The organism is Ruegeria sp. BB6 (genome assembly GCF_056539385.1).
This window is the reverse complement of sequence record NZ_JBQFUW010000004.1, coordinates 165683-185034: the sequence shown is the minus strand read 5'-3', so window position 1 is coordinate 185034 and position 19352 is coordinate 165683. Positions and strand designations below refer to the sequence as shown.

At 56.3% G+C, this 19352-nt stretch carries 19 protein-coding genes and 2 pseudogenes; 9 read left to right on the top strand and 12 right to left on the bottom strand.

From position 1 onward, the window contains the following. Positions 1-115: 115 nt before the first annotated feature. Together ACR0B7_RS11560 and ACR0B7_RS11555 are read right to left on the bottom strand one after the other, a co-directional pair. Positions 116-1093, bottom strand: coding sequence for an autotransporter outer membrane beta-barrel domain-containing protein (locus tag ACR0B7_RS11560; RefSeq protein WP_170416108.1), 978 nt, complete (start codon positions 1091-1093; stop codon positions 116-118). 320 nt (positions 1094-1413) lie between these two features. Beyond that, a complete protein-coding gene (locus ACR0B7_RS11555) occupies positions 1414-2673 on the bottom strand; it encodes a glycosyltransferase (RefSeq protein ID WP_170567706.1) in 1260 nt (419 codons plus the stop codon). A 180-nt stretch (positions 2674-2853) separates the two neighbouring features. Here ACR0B7_RS11555 and ACR0B7_RS11550 point away from each other — a divergent pair, with 180 nt between their 5' ends. From ACR0B7_RS11550 to ACR0B7_RS11515, 8 genes and pseudogenes are all read left to right on the top strand, one after another. Then, positions 2854-3639, top strand: a complete 786-nt coding sequence (locus tag ACR0B7_RS11550) for a sulfotransferase family 2 domain-containing protein (RefSeq protein ID WP_170416104.1) — start codon at positions 2854-2856, stop codon at positions 3637-3639. Positions 3640-3709: 70 nt separating this feature from the next. Further along, positions 3710-3925: pseudogene (locus ACR0B7_RS11545) on the top strand (AMP-binding protein); the annotation flags it as partial. A 68-nt stretch (positions 3926-3993) separates the two neighbouring features. Further along, on the top strand, positions 3994-4221 hold the full coding sequence (locus ACR0B7_RS11540) for a hypothetical protein (RefSeq protein ID WP_480681517.1): 228 nt from the start codon (positions 3994-3996) through the stop codon (positions 4219-4221). A gap of 3 nt (positions 4222-4224) precedes the next feature. Next, positions 4225-5520, top strand: a complete 1296-nt coding sequence (locus ACR0B7_RS11535) for a 3-hydroxyacyl-CoA dehydrogenase (protein ID WP_170416100.1) — start codon at positions 4225-4227, stop codon at positions 5518-5520. Positions 5521-5530: 10 nt separating this feature from the next. Next, positions 5531-6307: an enoyl-CoA hydratase-related protein gene (locus ACR0B7_RS11530; protein WP_170389061.1), complete on the top strand. Its 777-nt coding sequence runs from the start codon at positions 5531-5533 to the stop codon at positions 6305-6307. A gap of 48 nt (positions 6308-6355) precedes the next feature. Then, positions 6356-7642 carry an acyl-CoA dehydrogenase family protein gene (locus ACR0B7_RS11525; protein WP_170389111.1) on the top strand — a complete coding sequence of 429 codons (1287 nt, stop codon included), beginning with the start codon at positions 6356-6358 and terminating at the stop codon, positions 7640-7642. Between the two features lie 21 nt (positions 7643-7663). Further along, on the top strand, positions 7664-8437 hold the full coding sequence (locus ACR0B7_RS11520) for a glucose 1-dehydrogenase (RefSeq protein WP_170570539.1): 774 nt from the start codon (positions 7664-7666) through the stop codon (positions 8435-8437). Between the two features lie 11 nt (positions 8438-8448). Then, a complete protein-coding gene (locus tag ACR0B7_RS11515; protein ID WP_170416096.1) occupies positions 8449-9225 on the top strand; it encodes an SDR family oxidoreductase in 777 nt (258 codons plus the stop codon). Positions 9226-9331: 106 nt separating this feature from the next. On the opposite strand, the gene ACR0B7_RS11510 is transcribed toward ACR0B7_RS11515, so the two are convergent. From ACR0B7_RS11510 to ACR0B7_RS11490, 5 genes are read right to left on the bottom strand one after another with little or no spacing between them, the layout of a single operon-like run. Beyond that, positions 9332-10345 (bottom strand): amidohydrolase family protein, encoded by a 1014-nt coding sequence (locus ACR0B7_RS11510; protein WP_480681514.1) that lies wholly within the window; start codon positions 10343-10345, stop codon positions 9332-9334. 24 nt (positions 10346-10369) lie between these two features. Continuing rightward, positions 10370-11236 (bottom strand): acyl-CoA thioesterase, encoded by an 867-nt coding sequence (locus tag ACR0B7_RS11505; RefSeq protein ID WP_170416094.1) that lies wholly within the window; start codon positions 11234-11236, stop codon positions 10370-10372. After that, positions 11229-13211, bottom strand: coding sequence for an acetoacetate--CoA ligase (locus tag ACR0B7_RS11500; protein ID WP_480681512.1), 1983 nt, complete (start codon positions 13209-13211; stop codon positions 11229-11231). Before ACR0B7_RS11500 ends, ACR0B7_RS11505 begins: the two co-directional genes overlap by 8 nt. Next, positions 13208-14428 carry a serine hydrolase domain-containing protein gene (locus ACR0B7_RS11495; protein WP_170416090.1) on the bottom strand — a complete coding sequence of 407 codons (1221 nt, stop codon included), beginning with the start codon at positions 14426-14428 and terminating at the stop codon, positions 13208-13210. The genes ACR0B7_RS11500 and ACR0B7_RS11495 overlap by 4 nt, the downstream gene beginning before the upstream one ends. Beyond that, positions 14425-14727, bottom strand: a complete 303-nt coding sequence (locus tag ACR0B7_RS11490) for a Clp protease/crotonase-like domain-containing protein (protein WP_170416088.1) — start codon at positions 14725-14727, stop codon at positions 14425-14427. Before ACR0B7_RS11490 ends, ACR0B7_RS11495 begins: the two co-directional genes overlap by 4 nt. Positions 14728-14873: 146 nt before the next feature. Here ACR0B7_RS11490 and ACR0B7_RS11485 point away from each other — a divergent pair, with 146 nt between their 5' ends. After that, the gene (locus ACR0B7_RS11485) at positions 14874-15164 is read left to right on the top strand and encodes a hypothetical protein (RefSeq protein ID WP_170576778.1); all 291 of its coding nucleotides are present in this window, start codon (positions 14874-14876) and stop codon (positions 15162-15164) included. 107 nt (positions 15165-15271) lie between these two features. Here the strand turns inward: ACR0B7_RS11485 and ACR0B7_RS11480 are convergent, their stop codons facing one another. From ACR0B7_RS11480 to ACR0B7_RS11460, 5 genes and pseudogenes are all read right to left on the bottom strand, one after another. Next, positions 15272-15433: a molybdopterin-binding domain-containing protein gene (locus ACR0B7_RS11480; protein ID WP_170416084.1), complete on the bottom strand. Its 162-nt coding sequence runs from the start codon at positions 15431-15433 to the stop codon at positions 15272-15274. 293 nt (positions 15434-15726) lie between these two features. Next, positions 15727-16212 carry a winged helix-turn-helix transcriptional regulator gene (locus tag ACR0B7_RS11475; RefSeq protein ID WP_170416082.1) on the bottom strand — a complete coding sequence of 162 codons (486 nt, stop codon included), beginning with the start codon at positions 16210-16212 and terminating at the stop codon, positions 15727-15729. Positions 16213-16383: 171 nt separating this feature from the next. Then, a pseudogene (locus ACR0B7_RS11470) lies at positions 16384-16625 on the bottom strand (IS6 family transposase); the annotation flags it as partial. 278 nt (positions 16626-16903) lie between these two features. Continuing rightward, on the bottom strand, positions 16904-17971 hold the full coding sequence (locus ACR0B7_RS11465) for a ParB N-terminal domain-containing protein (RefSeq protein ID WP_170485920.1): 1068 nt from the start codon (positions 17969-17971) through the stop codon (positions 16904-16906). Then, positions 17964-19349: an AAA family ATPase gene (locus ACR0B7_RS11460; protein WP_170485919.1), complete on the bottom strand. Its 1386-nt coding sequence runs from the start codon at positions 19347-19349 to the stop codon at positions 17964-17966. The genes ACR0B7_RS11465 and ACR0B7_RS11460 overlap by 8 nt, the downstream gene beginning before the upstream one ends. Between the last annotated feature and the right edge of the window lie 3 nt (positions 19350-19352).

Below are 19352 nucleotides of genomic sequence, written 5' to 3'. Positions count from 1 at the left end.
CCGGTCCAAAACACTCGCAACAACCAAGCCACGCCCACCAGCGGCGGCACTGCGGCGAAAGCTATTTTTCACCCGGTGGACGTTCAGGATAAAACTGGATGTCCAGCACAGGATCTCAGAATTTTATGGCTACACCGACTGAGTACCCCTCAATATTGTCGCCCTTCGCAACACGTGCCATAACGCGAAACTCTTCGATCCAGGCCGAGTCATTTCTGGACAGGTCCAGTTCTATCCCTGCACCCAACTGTGCAAGCCACTCACTGTCCAAAACGATTCCCTGGTCACCTGGAAGATAAGAGGCCGAAACTTCACCAACCCATCGCGTAGGCTGGGAAAACACCCGCACACCCGTCGACACTCTGACTCGGGACCAAGCTACGGTCGAAATTGCTTCGGCCTGCCCAACAAGATCGGCGTCCATAGGTTCAAGAATGATATGCGTATGTCTAAATCGCAGGTCGAGCTCGTGGTTACTCGCCCAACGGCGATTATATTCCGCAACCAATGAACCGCCATATCCCAGTGCCGTTATGCCCCCGTCGCTCAGAAAGTCCAAATCATCTTCGAGGATAATGTTGACCAACTGGGCAGCAATGGAACTATCACTTTGAACTCGGCCGATTGAAAAATTGACCATGGGGCGAATTTTCCAGCCCTGGCTTATATCAAATTGCCAACCCACCCCGCCGGTGGCGGCAATACTTGTCCAATAGGACGGTATGTCTGTGTTTGTGCCGCCCTCGGACAACAAGAACACCGGGTCATAATTGGTGAACCCAACGTATCCTTCAAGGAAAACCGGAACGTCGCTCGAAACTCTGAAGCCGCCACCGATTTGGCCACCTCGAAGGTCATAGTCGTCGCCATTTTTTACATTCTTGTCTAACAGGAGGACACTTGCAGATTCATTTGGCGCGGCCGAGATACCCAAAATCGCAAGCGCGCCTTTAACATTATCGCGCACGTCGAACCCACTCCCGTCGTCAATCGATTGCGCCGATGATGGATCTGCTACAGCCATCAAAACCACGCCAATCAACGCCAACTGCTTCAAGCTGTTCGTCAATTTCCCCACTAGCGCAATTCGCATAGACGTCCCCATAGCAGCCCAAGAGTACCTTTGAACCTAAAACACACCTGCAATTCGGCCTTCTGATCGGCGCGGAAGCATTTGAGCCAGAATCCAAACCAAGAGGCAACATCACAAGAGACGCCGGGTTTATCTGTGGCGATTTTGCATCCTGTTGAGAGGGCTCACCAAGTCGCAGAGACTTCCCCTTCCAGCACACCTCAGGTCACCAAAGATCATTACTCCACTGGCCCCACCGCTCTCAAAACGGCGTATTCTACAACTTATGGATGTCGAACGTCGCGCTTATTGGTGATCGACAGCCAGCAGCGTCAGGGAGACTAGAGACAGTACCTTTCCTCTATCAGGTTAACAGCACAGGCCACGCCATCTTCCTTAGATAGAGCATTTCCCAACGCGGACGCGTTTTCGACAAAGGATGTCGAATGACAAAGCTCGACAATTCGATCTGTCAAAGCGGCAGCCGTCAGGTCCTTCAATCGCAAGGGCCGAGGGCCACATTCCAACTCGGCAACGCGCCTCGCCCAAAATGGTTGATCAACACCCGCGGGGCATATCAGTGTCGGGCGACCGGCAATCAAGCCGGCAGCCGTTGTTCCTGCGCCACCGTGATGAATAACACCGGACACGCGCGGGAATAGCCAGTCATGCGGAACATTGTCGATTGCCATGACGCTATCCGGCAATTTTTCATCGCCAAGACCAGCCCACCCCGACGACAGAACAGCGCGGCACTTGGCTGATTCAATTGCCTCAACTATTCGATGCGTTGCACGTTCTGGGCTATCTACAGGCATCGACCCAAATCCCACGTAGATAGGGGCCAAACCGCCGTCCAAAAACGAACTAAGCCTCTCGTCAGCGCGCCAGCCCGTACTTTCGGGCAGTGTCCAGTACCCGATCATTATTGTGTTTTCGTCCCAATCCGAAGGGGGCGGTACTACGAGTTTGGAGACACCTATCAGTCGCAAATCTGCCCCGTAGAAAGGGTCTGCCCCATTTCTGGGCCGGTATGTCCTCGAAAGGCCCAGAGTTTGCTGTCGCCATTGAGACAATTGCCGGCCATAGAAGGTCCGAACCCAGTGAAGCGGCAACCACGTCAGCTTGTTGGCCAACTTCCCATAATCGCGGGACATGGTGATTATTGGAAACTCCGATGTTGGCATCATCGGGATCGGGGACGCAAGGACAACCGGGGCGCCTGTGACCTCAGCATTATCAGCAGCACCAATGACCTTTGGATGATGAACCAATATATCGGCGTTCTGCCCGACTTCCCACAGGGTCTCGAGCGACTTTTCGAGCATCGGTATTGCAATGCTTTTCCAAATTTTTCCAATACCAAACGGATTGCCCGCCAAAATTTTGCGGATTTCACTGGATTGGAGAAGATTCTGTATATTGGTACCCATCGTGGCGTACGACAGACCGAAACTGCCGATCCAACTCGCAAAATCGTCGGGTGCCGCGAGCACCACGTCGTGCCCACGCCGCGTTAACCCCGGGGCCAACGCTATATATGGCTGAACGTCTCCACGAGAGCCCTGTGCGAATATGGCAATGCGTTTTTTGGTAACCAAATCCGTCCTTTCCGATCTCGCGCCCAAATATAGAACACGTCTTTTCCGCAATTTTGGCAGTCTACAAAAAGGAGCACTGTTGTAGTTAGAGCTATGTCACTCGAAATTGTCATGAGAATGCAAGCCGGATATCTTCAAGTACGAGATCGTTTCTGTCCCAGAGGCTGAGTGCAAAGTTACATGTTGTCCAAAGTACGTTATTCCAGCGCACCGAAAATCTACAGGTACAGAATTCTGTCCGCCCTTTTTCCCGCTTTCAAAAACAAGGCGCATCTGGGAAGACTAGACACAGAAATCCAGGAGTTGGCACGTCGATCGATCTTTTCCAACAATGGGGAGTACGTCTATGTCAAAAACCCCAAATGTGGCACGAGCGCTGTGGCTGAAAAGATTCACGAGTGGCAGTACGGAAGAAAGTACACCGGCAACATACATCAATGCCCTGAGTTAGTACGAGGGAAAGACTGCCCGCACGAGTTATTAAGTGGCTTACTAGACGACAAGGTTTTCAAGTTTAGCTTTGTGCGAGATCCGAAAAAGCGGGTCGAAAGTGCATTCAAGAACTTCTTTCTTGATTTCAAAAACCCCGAGCACGGCCGCCATTTGCCCTACATCAAAGGCTTTGGGTTCAATTCCAACAACTCTAGCAGCCAAAATTTCAATATATTTCTAAACTATATCGAATGCGGCATTTCAGAAAATCCACGGCGTTTCGACCCACATTTTCGCCCTCAATTTTTCAATCTCCGCCCCGACATCATAAAATATAGCCATATTGCAAAAGTGGAGACTTTGAACACAGAACTGATCAATTTGTCGGAGCAGTTAAGCGAACATGAGGTGGAACACGGGACGATCGCCGCAAAACGCGTAAACCAATCTATCTCAGAGTTCTCGTCTACTCCCGAACAAGCCGATCGGATTAGACGCTTGTTCGATGTTGACTATTCTTGGTTCAACTACTGATCGCTTCAGAATTTACAGTAGCTCAGGGGGTTTTGTCGCAAATTCCTTTGAAAACTGAGGAGATGGCGCAATAAACACTCTATCCGAAGACTTGGCTGACCGGCTTGCGAAACACGGAGTTCGGGCGGGAGAACGCGTGACGCTATTGGCCGAAAACTGCGCCACTTACGTGGTGCCGATCCTTGCGCTTAGCCAACTGAATGCATGGGTCGTAATGATGAATGCGAGAGCCACGCAGAGCGAAGTGCAACGGGTGCTGGACAGCTCTCAATCTCGCTGCATTCTGTACACCCCGAAAGCCTCCGACACTTTCAATGAACACTCCAGGACCTTCGGAGCGGTTGTGCCTTTTCCGTGCCACACGCCCGGCTGGGTGAAGTGGTTGGTGCCAGGATTCAATTGCGTGATGGCCACGAGGCAACCGCGCAGGACATTCAGGACTATCTGGCCGGACACATCGCGAAGTTCAAAATTCCCGAACATCTGTGGCTGCATACCGAGCCTTTGCCGCGTGGCGCCACGGACAAACTCGACCGGCGCGTGTTGCGCGCCCAATGCCTTGAATTGCTAAACCAGGATTGACGTATGACCACTCAAGACGACCTTGTCACTTACCACGCCACCTCGGGCAAAGCCGCGAGGGAGGTTCCGGATATCGACGCCTCGACTCCGCGCCGCGAGGTGAAAACAATCGGCATCATTGGTGCCGGCACCATGGGTGGCGGGATCTCGATGAATTTCGTCACCGCAGGCTACAACGTCCGGATTGTTGAGACCAAACAAGAGGCGCTGGACCGGGGTCTGGCCGTGGTGCGCAGCAATTATCAGCGCAGCGCAGATCGTGGCCGCTTCCCTCAGGAAGAGGTCGACATTCGCATGGCGCGCTATGATGGCCGCCTGTCACTTGAGGATCTGGCCGATTGCGATCTGGTGATCGAAGCCGTGTTTGAAGACATGGAACTGAAGCGCAAAATTTTCACCGATCTCGACCGGATAATGAAACCGGGTGCAATCCTGGCCACGAACACCTCGGCACTGGACATCGACGAAATCGCCAGCATGACCAGCCGACCACAGGACGTGATCGGCCTGCATTTCTTCTCGCCTGCCAACGTCATGAAACTGTTGGAAATCGTGCGGGCCGAGCACACCGCGCAAGACGTGCTGGCCACTTGTCTCGACATCGCGCTTGAGATCAACAAAATCGCTGTGGTGGTTGGCGTCTGCCCCGGATTTGTCGGCAACCGGATGTTGTTCAAACGGCAGGATCAGGCGATGAAGCTGGTCTATCGCGGCATCATGCCTTGGGATGTGGACGCAGCGTTAAACGCCTTTGGCTTCAAGATGGGACCGTTCCAGATGTCGGACCTTGCGGGTCTGGATATCGGCTGGTCCAAAGGGGCCACAACAGACAACCCGATCCGTGATGCGCTGTGCGAACTGGACCGGCGGGGTCAAAAAACCAACGCCGGCTATTACGACTATGACGAAAGTCGCACACCGCTGCCTTCGGATGTCACCGCGAGAATCATTGCCGACATCACCGGGGCGGAACCATCCCAAATGGCGCAGGATGAAATTATCGACATCTGCATTTGCCCGATGATCAACGAGGCAGTGAAAATCCTTGAAGAAAACAAGGCGCAGCGGCCCAGCGACGTCGATGTGGTCTGGATCAATGGCTATGGCTGGCCCGCCGACAAGGGTGGCCCAATGTACTATGGCGACACGATCGGTGCAGCCAAGGTTCTGGAAGTCATGGAAAAACTTGGCGCAGAAGACCCAGATTTCGCGCCTGCGGAAACGCTCAAAAAGCTCGCCGCAAGTGGCGGAAAATTTACGGAAATCGACACCGGCGGTCTGAAAACCGCGCGCGACTGAGGGAGAAGTCATGTCCTACGAATTCATTACAACCGAACAGCGCGGCAATGTTCTGCTGGTCACCATGAACCGCCCCGAGGTCTATAACGCGGTCCACGCCCCCATGCATCACGAGATGCACGATTGCTGGAACAAATTTGCCGAAACCGAAGACCAGTGGGTCGCCGTCCTGACCGGCGCGGGCGACAAGGCCTTCACCGCCGGCAACGATCTGAAGCACACCGCAAAACACGGCCCCCAGCCGATCCCCGAGACCGGATTTGCCGGGCTCGCCATGCGTTATGATCTGGAAAAGCCCGTCATTGCTGCGGTGAACGGGTTCGCCATGGGCGGGGGTTTTGAGACCGCGCTCAGCTGTGACATCATCCTCGCCTCGGACCGTGCAAAATTCGCTCTGCCCGAGGTCAAGGTCGGCTTTTTTGCTGCCGCGTCCGGGGTGCAGCGCCTCAGTCGTTATATCGGCCGTCTGGCTGCGCAGGAAATGATGTTCACGGGCCGTACCATCGACGCCGAAGAGGCACTGAAACTAGGCTGCGTGAACGAGGTTCTGCCCCATGACGATCTGATGACCCGCGCCATGGCCCTGGCCGAGGAAATCTGCACCGTGTCGCCGTCCTCGGTCAAAGCGACCAAGCGGGTGCTGAACCGCATGGCCCAGATCGAAGGCTTCCCCGACAGTATGCAGCATTCGCGCGAAGTTCTGGCCGATCTGGCCCAGACCGAAGACTTCAAGGAAGGCGTGAGCGCCTTTGCCGAGAAACGTAAACCGAACTGGGTCAATCGCTAGTACGCCCGCCAGAACAGGAGACCCGACATGGTCCAAACAGTCGCAGATATGAACAATCTGGAAATGTCCGAAGGCGCCAAGCCGCTTTTGGAAAAGGTGATCAAACATATCACCGAAAACGTTGATCCAATCACCGAGGAATTTCACCGCCTTGGTCATGGCCGCGCCGACCGCTGGTCTTATGCGCCCGGTCAGCTGGAGTTGCTGGAAACCGCCAAGCAAAAGGCGCGGGATGCGGGGCTGTGGAACTTTTTCCTGCCCAATGCGGAAACCGGCGAAGGTCTATCGAACCTTGACTATGCCTATATCGCCGCCGAGCTGGGCAAGAACCCGCTGGCGCCCGAAACGCTGAACTGTTCGGCCCCCGACACCGGCAATATGGAGGTGCTGGAGCGCATCGGCACGCCCGAACAAAAGGAACAGTGGCTCAAGCCACTGCTGGCGGGCGAAATCCGCTCGGCATTTGCGATGACCGAGCCGGACATGGCGTCGTCGGATGCGCGCAATATCAGCACCCGCGCGGTGCTGGAAAACGGCGAATGGGTCATCAACGGTGAGAAATATTATATCTCGGGCGCCGGTGATCCGCGCTGCAAGATCATGATTGTCATGGTAAAAACCTCACCCGACGCGGAAACCTTCCGCCAGCAAAGCCAGATCCTGGTGCCAATGGACACGCCCGGCGTCGAAATCGTGGGCCCAATGCATGTTTTTGGTCAGGATGACGCGCCGCATGGCCATATGCAGATCCGGTTTACCGACGTGCGCGTGCCCGAAAGCAACATCCTCTGGGGCGAAGGCCGTGGGTTCGAGATTTCCCAGCTGCGCCTTGGGCCGGGGCGGATTCACCACTGCATGCGCTCAATCGGACAGGCGGAAAAGGCGCTGGACTTGATGATCGCGCGCGGCATTAGCCGCGAGGCATTCGGCCGCAAGCTTCTGGATCTGGGCAAAAACATGGAAACCCTGTCCCGCATGCGGATCGAGATTGAAGCCATGCGTCTGATGGTGCTCAAGGCTGCCAAGGCGATGGATACGATGGGCAACAAAGAAGCGCGCATCTGGGTTTCGATGATCAAGGCGATGGTGCCCGAAAAGGCCTGTCAGATCATCGACCAGGCCATGCAGATCCACGGCGCGACAGGCCTCTCGCAATGGTCGCCGCTGTCCGAGATGTATACCGGCCAGCGCACCCTGCGCTTTGCTGATGGCCCGGACGAGGTGCACCACGCCGTTGTCGCGCGGGCCGAGGTCAAGGATTACCTGTCTTCAAACGAACGGCAGGCCGGCGCCGCGGGCAACTCGGCGGGTGGCCAACTGTTCCAGGGGCCGTAAGGCGAGGAAAGGAAAGACAGAATGACCAATATGTTTGACCTGAGCGGGCGCAATGCCCTGCTTACTGGCGCGTCGCGCGGAATGGGGCTGGAGATGGCAAAAGGGTTGGCGCTGCAAGGTGCCAACGTGGTCATCTCGGCCCGCAAGATGGACGGGCTTGAGGCTGCCGCAACCGAGATCAACGAAGCGGTGGGCCGCAAGGCCGCCACGCCGATGACCTGCAACATCGGCAAAAAGGACGAGGTACAGGCCCTAGCCAAAGCCGCGCATGATCAGGTTGGGCCGATCTCGATCCTGATTGGCAATGCCGGGGTGAATCCGTTTTATGGCAAGATGCGCGACATCCCGGACGAAGCGTATGAGAAAACCATGCAATCCAACGTCCAGTCCAACCTGTGGCTGGCCAATGCGGTTTTCCCCGACATGAAGGATCTGGGCGGCGGCTCGATGCTGTTCACCGCGTCGATCGGCGCGTTCAAGCCGTCTGATACGCTGGGCACCTATAACATCTCGAAGCTGGCGCTGATCGCGCTGGTGCGCAACCTGGCGATGGAGATGGGTCCGGCGGGGGTTCGGGTGAATGCACTTTGCCCCGGTGTGATCAAGACCGAATTTGCCCGCGCCCTGTGGGAAAACCCGGAAACGGCCGAGTACTACCTAAAGCAGGTGCCTCTGCGGCGCCTGGGCGAGCCCGAGGATTTCACCGGGATCGCGGCCTTTATGGCCTCGGATGCCAGCCGCTATATCACCGGTCAGGCACTGACCGTGGATGGCGGCAGCGTGATGTGGACGTAGAAAGGTAACACATGGAAATCCAAGGACAAATCGTCGTTGTCACGGGCGCAGCCAGTGGCATCGGCAAGGCGCTGGCCGAAGCATTCGCCGAGGCAGGGGCCAAATCTGTTGTCTGCGCCGACCTGAACCTTGCGGGCGCAAAAGACACCGCCAGGGACATTGGCGGCATTGCCATCATGGCGGATGTGTCGAAAGAGAACGACATCGCCGCCCTGATCGAAAAGACTGAGGCCGAGGTTGGCCCCATTGGCATCTTTTGTTCCAATGCCGGCATCCTCAGCGTCGGCGGGCCGGAAACGGACAATGAGACCTGGCAAAAGATCTGGGAAATCAATGTGATGTCTCATGTCTGGGCGGCGCGCCATGTGGTGCCACGCATGGCCGAACGGGGTGGCGGCTATTTGCTGAACACGGCCTCGGCAGCGGGTCTGTTGAACCAGGTTGGATCCATGGCCTACGGCGTGACCAAACACGCAGCGGTGGGCGCGGCGGAATACCTGGCCTTCACCTATCGCGATCAGGGCATCGGCGTTTCACTGCTGTGCCCGCAGGCGGTGCGGTCGGAAATGACGCGTGGACGTGACGGTGGCGTTGCCCATCAGGACGGGCTGCTAGAGCCCGAACCGGTGGCCGAGGCCTGCCTGCAGGCGATCCGAGACGAAACCTTTCTGGTACTGCCCCATCCCGAGGTGTTGGGATATATGCGCAACAAGACCGACAATTATGACAAATGGATCGGCGGCATGCGCAAACTGAACCGGATGTACGGGGACGCGCTGAAACGCTGAGTTTCTACGTATTCTTGGGTAAACACTGCCGGTCACCCGGATGGCAAAGGCAGGAGTGAGGGGCCAGCCCCTCACACTCCCCGGGATATTTTCAGCCAGATGAAGATCAAAGGCGATACACCTTGCGGGCCGTACCTGCAAACAGTGCATCCTTTTCCTGTTCGCTGTAGTCCGCTGCGATTTTCTTGAGTCCATTCCACAGGACCGGGTAGCTGATCGAAATGCGATCCACGGGGAAGTTGCTTTCAAACATGCAACGGTCCGCCCCAAAGCAGGCGATCATATGGCGATACCAGGGGGCCATCACATCGGCAAATTCCTCTGATCCCGGCGGCTGAGTCCGGTCGTGCCAGCCCCAGCCATTGTCGGGCATGGCCATTCCGCCCAGTTTGGCCATCACGTTTGGACATTCTGCCAGCGCGGCAATATCATCTTGCCACCGATCAAAAATGATCTCGCTTTGCCCGTCAAACCGTCCCACCCCCAGAGGGGTGGACAGGTGGTCCAGGACCAGCGTGGTGCCCGGCACCGCGCGCGCCAGATCGACAAAGGCAGGCAGTTGGTGATGGTATTGCCATGTATCATATGTCAGGCCACGTTCGCCCAGCCGCGCCACACCGTTGCGGAAGTCGGGGTCGGCATAGAGGTTCTCTGGGCTTTGTTTCGGCAGGAACAGCCGGTCCGGTTCCAAATCGCGCGCGCCAGCGTGACGGATGCCCTTGAACAGGCCCTGTCCCGCTGCCACATGCGCATCCAGAACGGAATCCAGATCGGGATTGCGCAGATCGGCGAACCCAACAATCCCGGTCAGTTTGGCAGGCCCCTTATGCGCCTGCGCCATGGCCGTAACGGTGCGGGTTTCCTCAACCGGCGCCAGTGGGTTGGATGAGGCGGGATCATAGTAGGACCGGCATTCCATGAACATGGTTTCCACCACATTGTGCCCGCTGGAGGAATCGGCCTCTAGCTCAGCCATTTCATAGACATAGCCGTGGCGTCGCCAGAGGTGGTGATGAGGATCGACGATTTCACGATCCGGTTCAATGATGTCTTCACGAACCTGCGCGAGCCAGTCATCCCGCGCGGCCATGCGCGGTATCCATGCCTCATCCACTGACACCTCATTGTCCTCCCTGAGCTTTAGCTATTTTGGTTTGCGTGGCCGTATCAGCCCTTCTTGCATTGTCGTGGCCACCAGCACTCCGTCCTGATTGTAGATCGCCCCGCGATTGAGACCCCTACCGCCGCCGGTAAACGGTGCGTCCATCGAATAGAGATGCCAGTTTTCAAAGGCCAGCGGCGCGTGAAACCACATGGCATGATCCAGACTGGCGCTCATGACTTTGCCCTGAAACCATGTCAGTCCGTGAGGGCGCAAAGACGATCCCAAAAGGTTCATGTCCGAGGCATAGGCCAACAAGCAATGCTGCATCTGATAGCCATGGCCTGCCGCTTCCTTCATGCGGATCCAGCTGTGGTTGCGGTCGTCCTGAACGCCCGGCTTGAACATATCCTGCGGATCGACGTCAGACACGTCGATCGGCCGGGCACGCGTGAACTCTGCCCGGTGCTTTTCCGGCAGAAGATGCGCGTCCCTGGCCCTTTGCTCGTCCCGAGACATCAACCCCTCAGGGCCGGGCACGACAGGCATGGGATGCTGGTGCGCCCATCCCTCTTCTGCGACGTGGAAAGAGGCGGACAGGTTGAATATCTGGCGTCCATGCTGAATGGCCACCACGCGGCGGGTGGTGAAGCTGCCGCCGTCGCGGGCACGGTCCACTTCGTAGATGACAGGAATTGACGGGTCGCCCGCGCGGATGAAATATGCATGCAGCGAGTGGCACATTCGGTCATCGACCGTGCGATAAGCCGCCATCAGGGCCTGAGCAATGACCTGCCCGCCATAAATGCGTTGCGGCGTTTCCCCTCCTGCTCCTGAGCCGCGAAACAAATCGACCTCCAAGTGCTCGATGTCCAGAAGATCGATCAGTTTTAGGGCAGCATTATTCATGAACCAGATGTTCCTCACTTAATTTGGCATAGTCGACAAAGGTGTCAAAGCTGCCAGGATTGGACATGGAATCCCGGTTAACTACAAGCGCCGCATCCCCCCCAAGCAGCAGCTTTTTCACCGGCACTTCCAGTTTCTTGCCCGATAGGGTGCGCGGCACCTCATCAATCTGGATGATCTCGTTGGGGATAAAGCGGGCCGACACGGCGGTGCGGATCGCGCTGTTGATCTTGTCTTTCATCGCGTCATCAAGCACCTGCCCGTCGGCCAGCACCACAAACAACGGCATGAAACTGTCGCGGCCCAGAAACTCAAGATCAACGACCAGGGAATCCATCACCTCGCCCAGCCCTTCGACCGCCTGATAAATCTCGGACGATCCCAGGCGCAGCCCCTTGCGGTTGATGGTGGCGTCCGACCGACCATAAATGACCGAGCCACCTTCGGGCGTGATCTCGATCCAGTCACCGTGACGCCAAATTCCCGGATAAGTGTCGAAATAGCTGTCATGCAGCCGTGAACCGTCCTTATACCCCCAGAAAAACAGCGGCATCGATGGCAGCGGCTCGGTGCAGACCAGTTCTCCGACCGTATTGAACACCTCGTTGCCTGCCTCGTCAAAAGCACGCACCGCATTGCCCAGCATGCGGCACTGCATTTCACCCGCCCGTACTGGCATCATCGGGTTGCCGCCCACGAAGGCGCTGGCCAGATCGGTCCCGCCCGAAATAGGTGCCAGCCAAAGGTCGGATTTGACCTGGCCATAGTTCCAGTCATAGCCATCGGAACTGAGCGGAGATCCGGTTGAGCCCATGGCCCGTAGCGCCGACAGGTCCAGATCGGCGGGGCGAATGCCTGCCTTGAGACATGCCTCATAAAACGCAGCACCTGCCCCTACGAAACTTAGACGATGGCGCGCTGCAAACCGCCAGAATGCCATCATGTCGGGATGGTTGGGGGCCGCATCGAACATCGCCAGAGTGGCCCCCTGCCCCAGAACCGAAAGTTGAGAATTCCACATGATCCAGCCAGACGAGGTCATCCAGGCATAGCGGTCCTCTTGCCTCAGATTGCCATGCAGGCTTCGCTTGGCGTTTTCCAGCAGCACGCCGCCATGGCCATGCACGATGGGTTTCGGGTTGCCGGTGGTGCCCGAGGAATAGACGATCCACAACGGATGATCGAAAGGCACTGGTGTCGCAGCGTATTCTGCATCGCCCTGCGTTAGCGGGGCAAACTCCTGCGCACCCTCGGGGGCGGCGCCTGCCACGGGCACCCACAGCGTCTGCTCAAGAGATGGCAACCCAGCGCGGATGGTTTCCAGCAAAGGACGGCGGTCAATGTCCTTGCCTGCATGGGTATAGCCATCTTGGACGATCAGCACCTTTGGTTCGATTTGTTGGAACCGGTCCAGAATTGCGACGTGGCCCATATCCAGTGCGCAAAGAGACCAGATCGCACCAAGGCTGGCGGTCGCGAGGCACGCAATCAGAGAGGTTTCAGTATTGGGCAACACTGCGACGACCCGGTCGCCTTTTCCCACCCCCATGTCCCGCAGGTTTGCCGCCAGGTTGGCGACCCGGTCGCGCAGTTCGGCCCAGGTCAGGGACGAAGCCCCAAAGGTTTCAGATTCAACGATCACCGCAGTCCTGTCAGGCTGTTCCTCGGCCCATCGCATAACCTGATCGCTATAGTTCAGCATGGTTCCGGGGCACCAGACAGCGTCGGGCATTTTGCGCTCGGCCATGAATATCGTCGGCGGCACGCTGGCGCGCAGATCAAAATACGACCAGATCGCAGACCAGAATCCTTCCAGGTCAGAAACGCTCCAGTCCCACAGTGCGGGATAATCTGAGAATGACAGACCGCGCTCTGCCTCGAGCCAGCGAATAAAGGCCGCCATGGTCGTGGCTTCGGCCTGCTCGGGCGAGGGCTGCCAAAGGATCGGGCGGCGGCTGGTGTCATCTGCTGTCATGCAATCAGGGCTCCGTGGATCAGGGCACGCAGTTCGGCGCGTGAAGGGTAAGAAGAGCTGGGGGAAAGCTGGGTGAAAAATACGACACTCATCTGATGGAGCGTATCGACCCAGAAATAGGTTGAGGCCATACCGCCCCATGCGAAATCACCGACACTGCCCGGCACACCGGTCCGGCCCGGGTTCAATGTCACCGATCCACCAATGCCAAAGCCTGTGCCGACCATCGGCTGTTCGGCAAAGCTGGGCATACCCATGTCGGCAATGTCACCTTTCAGGTGGTTCGACATCATAAATGCCATTGTTTTGGGTGACAGAATACGGTGTTCGCCTGCATCGCCACCCCGACGAAGCATCTCGGCAAACTTCATGTAATCGTCGATCGTGCCAACCAGCCCGCCCCCGCCTGAGCGCTGCTGCGTGGTCAAATAAGGAGAGAGCTTGCGATCATCGGCGAGGCGCAGTGTTCCCGCGCTGCCCTTTGCGGCGTTCAGCGCCATGGGGTCATCCAGCGGCGTGTAGAGATTGGCAAAGCGGTCGCCTGCATGCACCGGCACATTGAATGCGGTTTCGGTCATGCCAAGGGGCTGAAAGATCTCCAGGTCAAAAAACGCATCCAGGGATTTCCCCGAAACAACCTCGACCACCCGACCCGCGATGTCGATTCCGACAGAGTACATCCAACGCCTGCCGGGTTGAAAAGCCAAAGGCAGCGCTGCAACTTTGTCCGTCACCTCGGCCAGCGTTCCGCGTTTTGGGGCAAAGTCGAGACGTTGTTCAGCCATTACCTCGGCCACCAGACCGGGGTTGAACGAATAGCTCAACCCGCTTGTGTGGGTCAGCAGTTGTTGCAGGGTCGGGGCGTTAGCAGGCTCGGTCTGATCCAAACGCGCGGCATCGGGGATCAAAGCCTGCATGTCCGCAAAGCCGGGAATGAAATCCGACACGGGCTGACCCAGATGGATCAATCCGCGTTCCACCAGCGTCATGAGCGCAACCGACGTCACCGGTTTGGTCATCGAATAGATACGCGCGATGGTATCACGCGAAAAAGGCAGGTTTTCTTCGATGTTGCGCAACCCACAATCGGCAAAAAAGACTTCGGTTCCATTGCGTTGAACCAAGACCGACGCGCCAGGATACTTGCGTGTGTCAACATAGCTTTGCATCCAAGGCCGGATACGATCTAGCCGCGCGGCGTCAAAGCCATGGGTCATTTCAACATCCTTTGCATCGCGTCGCGGGTTTCATCCGTGAACCAGCCGCGGTCGGCGTCGTCCACCAGCCGGGCCATTTCTGTTTCGATCACGGAAATGGCAGGCCCGCGGAGCTGTTGCTTGATCCGGCCAAACGCCGAAGCCGGCAGGTCGGCCATTTCGCGGGCTTTGGCGAGTGCCGTCTCGTTTACGGCTTCAGCTTCGACTAACTCATCAACAATCCCCTGCGTGACGGCCACCTCGGCGCGGATCGGCTGACCCGTAAGCAGAAGCCGGCGCAAGGTGTTGGCATCAATCATTGCACGGGCGACCACCAGAGGGCCAACGGGCAGATCGCCCGCATCAGTGGGGGCGCGGTCTCAAAAGCAACCGCGCCGCATGTACATGTCCCGTTCATTGACTCTCTCGTGTTACAGTTTCTGTTGCCACCACAGAGTCAAACAGGATGCAGTTCTTTTTCAACCTGTTCCGTTGCACCGCCGAGGTTTGCGACGTCACGGACCTTGATAATTTTACGCGGCAGGCCACCGGATTTGCCAACCCCTTTGGACAGCCACCAGCCATGCGGCACCCAAACCAGCCCGTCGGCCACATATTTACGCAGACCCTAGACATGCCTGTGGCCGGTCTGGAAAAACGCCGGTTCCCGCACCCCGGTGAACAGTCGCAGCGATCAGTCCTTGCCCTCTTCGGGTTCGTCGCGCCAATAGGCAACGGGTCGAAGCCGAATTCCTGAGCGTCTCTGAATAAAGCTCCACCTTGCCCGAGGGCGTGGCAAAACCGGTTTCTTCGTGTTCGCGGAATTTCAGCTTTTCCATTTGAACCGGCGATTTCTCCGCCATTTCATCGAATGTCGTGCCCATGGGTGCGGAACTGGTCGAACCCAACGGTCCAGTTGGCGACAAACTCCTTGTCATACAGTCCCTCGTCCAGAGTGACCTTGAGCCACCCGAACATCATCACCGCATCGGTCACGGCCTTAAGCGGCAACCACAGGTCGGCCACATTTGCATTGTCGGTTTAGCGCGGATCCAAAACGATAAGCTTGGCACCCCGTTCGCGGGCGCGCTGGACAGCCCCGTCTTCGACGTCAACGTCCACGTGTCAATAGATGCAACACGATGCGCACAAAACTCGCTTTTCCTGCATTGGAATCTTCCGAGAAGCTGACTATATTTTTTATATCGCTGAAAAAATCGAATACCAATGTCACTGACTCCGTCGCAAGGGCCGTGTTGCCACAACACTAAAGGCACAGGGGCGGTGTGACACAAGCGCGTTTTTAAGCCGAAAATATCTCAGACAGCTTCGGCGGCGTCACGCTCGGCTTGCATGCACTTGGACAGAACTGCGTGCGTCGTATGCGTGGACACAGGCTCGCCGCAGGTATGGCACACCAGAACCGCGTACATTTCGTGGTCAGTCCCGCGGTGCATCGTGCGCAAGGCCGCGCCGTCATCCGCCCAGGGGCCGCACCATTCCTCGCCCCATTGCTTCAGGGTGATCAATGTCGGCCACAAACCGTGCCCCTTGGGCGTGAGCGCATACACCTTTGCCGCTATACCCTCTTCCGAGGCCCGCCGCTCAAGAATGCCTTCTTCCTCCAGCTTACGCAGCCGAAGCGTCAGGGATCGGGGTGACATGCCGGATTGTTTCTGCAAACCCGAAAACCGCGCATTCCCAAGAAAGATCTCCCGCAGGATGATAAACGTCCAGCTATCCACGATCTGGGCGCCGGCGCGGGCAACCGGACAATATTTTTCAGCGAGATGGCGACGTTTCATAACTTATGAAGTATCCTCATCTGTCATGTAAGTCCATGTCGGGCATGAATATCGCGCACGCGACCCGGCGAGATTGGGTCATTTCCAGACAGTTTTGCGGGTTCTGTCGCAAGTTCCTTTGAAAACTGAGGAGATGGCGCGATAGAGATAAACCCACTCACCCTTCACTTAAGCATAGGCCTCATCCATGCGCCCCGAACGGTCGGTGGACACTTCTTGTGCCGCAAAGCATCAGCTACAAGACCGGCATATCGGCTCACCCAACGGTTCAGCCTCGCGTGATCCAGTTCAACGCCTATTTCCGCCATGATTTCTTCCAGATCCCGATATGACATGCCGTATCGGAGATAGAAGAATACAGCGTACAAAATCACTTCTTTTGGAAAGTGCGCGCCCTTGAATGAGATCGTCACGGTCTGCTTCTGCTATTTTGAGCACGCGCTACCAGAACCACGCTCGACCTGACAGATGAGAACAAAGCCTGCGAAAACCCCCCAAGGTTGACGACCAACACTCGGTTGTTGGCAGGCCCAACATTCCACATACAAGCCCTCGCTGAGAATAACGGTCATTATATGGCAATTTTGCTCATTACATGTGAGTTCGGCTTGAAAGTCCAATTTGGGCTCTTGGCAGAATGCTTCGCTAGCTTGGCATCACTTGCATTGGTAAGGTAGGTTTCGCAGCGAAACTAGCTTAGGTGAACCGCAATTTGACGAAGGAGTTCTTGTGCATCGTCAGTTGAAACATCCTCCAAGCGAACTCGAATTCGCACTTCAGTCGCGGTTAGTTCACCCGCGACATCCCCCCCTCCCGGAAGGGCGACTGGCTTCAAACGCTTCACCTGCTGCGGCCGACCTCCACGCGCTTTGTTTTTGACCGGTTCTGAGGTTGATTTCAGCGCCGCTTCAAGCAATGCCCATTCCTCTCTTGGCTCAAGCACCCCTGCCCCGGCCAATACCTGGCGCAACATGGGTTGCGCACCTGCTCTCAATGCTGAGGCCAACTTCAGGCCAGCCTTTTCTGTGAGAACAATGGGGTGTTGAAGTAGATCTCCTAGTGCCTCATGCACGACCGCGAAACTTCGTACTTTTGAACGTTTTGCCTTGGAAGATGCGGCAAACAATACGTCAACAGCGCTTTCGGTTGAATCGAAAACGCCCTGCCCTGCCGCCAAAACAGCAATGCGGCCCCTCTCATAGGGGCTCAGGTTGGACCGAAGTTCATTTTCCTCGACCATCGAGACATACGCACTTTGACCCGAATCTGCTTCTCGCACGAAAGCCGGAATCTCGGAAAATCTCGAGTCGGTTTCCGCCAATTTACGGAATGCACCCAGCCTTCTAAAACCTGAGATCAAGCCATAGCCGTCACCATCTCGGGCTACTTCGATCGGAGTTCTCAGGCCATGAACACGCAACGATTCCAAGAGTTCGTCCATGGCCTCTTCATCTTCGACCATTCGATCTCTGCGGATAAAATCCTCGTCAATCGCGGATAAGGACAGCATCTGCGCAATCAGCCCCGCGTCCTGAGCATCGCGCCACCGCTCGGCATCCCCTTGGTCCTGAGCCAGAGCAACACGATCTGTTACTGAAGCCATACCGTTGAGGGAAGCGGCCTCGGCAGCAACCTGCGCGATAGGGGGAGCGGCCCCTTTTGCATCGAAGGGATTCATGGACGGTTTCGCCGCGAAACCAGCCTCTAATTGCTCGAGCTCGGTTGTATCTGGGGCTGTCAGCCTTCTGCGTTTAGCCATCTTGCTTTCCCTCCATTTGAGCGTCGCGCCACCAGCATCCGATCAGCACTTCCTTGAATTCCGCGTAGGTCCTATCGAAGGTTTCTCGACCACGGACATAAGTGTCACGGTTGAAGTCACGATAATCAGCCTCGTAAATTCCATTAACCTGCTCACCGGCCTGCCCGACCAAAGCCGTGTAATCTTGCCGGTATGCATTCATGAAGTCGCCAAAATAAGCTTGAATAACATTGGCCATGTCCGTCTGCTGACTGGCGTCAAACCGAGTTATAATTGCCCGAACAACATCCCACTCGAATTTGAGCTCTGGAAGCCCCGCGGCGCGTTGTGCTGCATTCTCGCCATCCTCAATGCTGGCAAAAGTAGTATAGAGCATGTCGAAGAAGCGGCCTGTTGAATCAAACTCAAGAAACGACGCACCAAGCGGCACCAGCAAAATATCGGCCGCGGCAAGGGCGTTGATTGTTAGGTACCCAAGTGCAGGAGGGGTATCGAGAAAGACGATATCGTAGTCATCCAAGACGCCATCATCGTGAAGGAAGTTCGTCAAACCATCCCATAGTGGCCAACTCCTTAGCCCCATTCTCCATACAGGTATTTGGAACTCTGCCCAATATAGGTTCAACTGTGCGCCCAACAAATCTATGTTGGGCCAGTGGGTTTTTTGGATAACATCACCAGGAGTTGTTTTCAGAGCTTCATTCAAAGTCTCATCCAAAGGAATCTCGGCTTGCCCCGCCGCATTTCGCACTCGATTCTCTTCTTGCACAGCCTTTGCGTAATCTTTTGCTATCAAGGGGAAAACGGTCTGCCATTCATCCGCAACACTTCCCCCAAGTATTGACGTCATGGATCCCTGACTATCCAAATCGACCACCAATACCCGATACCCGTCCAGAGCAGCAGACATCGCCAGATGCGCTGCCGTAGACGTTTTCCCTACACCGCCCTTAAAGTTGGCTACCGCGACCACTTTTGCAGGCAACCCTTCAGGTCTGTACGGCAAATACTCCTTAGTACTTACTCCCTCGGCCGCAAAATGCTTGCGTAGTAACAACACTTCTTCAAGTGAAAACCATTTTGAGCCTGTTTCACCTTCTCCTTGTGGTAAATCTGGATTGGCTTTCAAAACACGCCGCAAATGCGCTGGCGCCACTGGGATTAGGTACTTTGTTATCTCCCAAATCGAAAACCGGCGAAGTCTCTTTTCACCGTCTGGAGCATATCCTCTCCGAGCTAGGTCCTCTCGGCCTTTAGCGCAAAAAGCAGCAGCTTTGGCGAATCGAGTCGTTCCGATAGGATCAGGCAACTTGCCAGCAGACGTTCTGGGGTCGAGATTCAGGTACGGCGGTAGATGAGGTTGGTTGGTTTTTTTCACTGT

Excerpts from the sequence above, each read along its gene's own strand:
- ACR0B7_RS11560 (WP_170416108.1), bottom strand. The coding sequence starts at position 1,093 with ATGCGAATTGCGCTAGTGGGGAAATTGACGAACAGCTTGAAGCAGTTG.
- ACR0B7_RS11550 (WP_170416104.1), top strand. The coding sequence starts at position 2,854 with ATGTTGTCCAAAGTACGTTATTCCAGCGCACCGAAAATCTACAGGTAC.
- ACR0B7_RS11535 (WP_170416100.1), top strand. The coding sequence starts at position 4,225 with ATGACCACTCAAGACGACCTTGTCACTTACCACGCCACCTCGGGCAAA.
- ACR0B7_RS11530 (WP_170389061.1), top strand. The coding sequence starts at position 5,531 with ATGTCCTACGAATTCATTACAACCGAACAGCGCGGCAATGTTCTGCTG.
- ACR0B7_RS11525 (WP_170389111.1), top strand. The coding sequence starts at position 6,356 with ATGAACAATCTGGAAATGTCCGAAGGCGCCAAGCCGCTTTTGGAAAAG.
- ACR0B7_RS11520 (WP_170570539.1), top strand. The coding sequence starts at position 7,664 with ATGACCAATATGTTTGACCTGAGCGGGCGCAATGCCCTGCTTACTGGC.
- ACR0B7_RS11515 (WP_170416096.1), top strand. The coding sequence starts at position 8,449 with ATGGAAATCCAAGGACAAATCGTCGTTGTCACGGGCGCAGCCAGTGGC.
- ACR0B7_RS11505 (WP_170416094.1), bottom strand. The coding sequence starts at position 11,236 with ATGAATAATGCTGCCCTAAAACTGATCGATCTTCTGGACATCGAGCAC.
- ACR0B7_RS11500 (WP_480681512.1), bottom strand. The coding sequence starts at position 13,211 with ATGACAGCAGATGACACCAGCCGCCGCCCGATCCTTTGGCAGCCCTCG.
- ACR0B7_RS11495 (WP_170416090.1), bottom strand. The coding sequence starts at position 14,428 with ATGACCCATGGCTTTGACGCCGCGCGGCTAGATCGTATCCGGCCTTGG.
- ACR0B7_RS11490 (WP_170416088.1), bottom strand. The coding sequence starts at position 14,727 with ATGATTGATGCCAACACCTTGCGCCGGCTTCTGCTTACGGGTCAGCCG.
- ACR0B7_RS11485 (WP_170576778.1), top strand. The coding sequence starts at position 14,874 with ATGCAGTTCTTTTTCAACCTGTTCCGTTGCACCGCCGAGGTTTGCGAC.
- ACR0B7_RS11475 (WP_170416082.1), bottom strand. The coding sequence starts at position 16,212 with ATGAAACGTCGCCATCTCGCTGAAAAATATTGTCCGGTTGCCCGCGCC.
- ACR0B7_RS11465 (WP_170485920.1), bottom strand. The coding sequence starts at position 17,971 with ATGGCTAAACGCAGAAGGCTGACAGCCCCAGATACAACCGAGCTCGAG.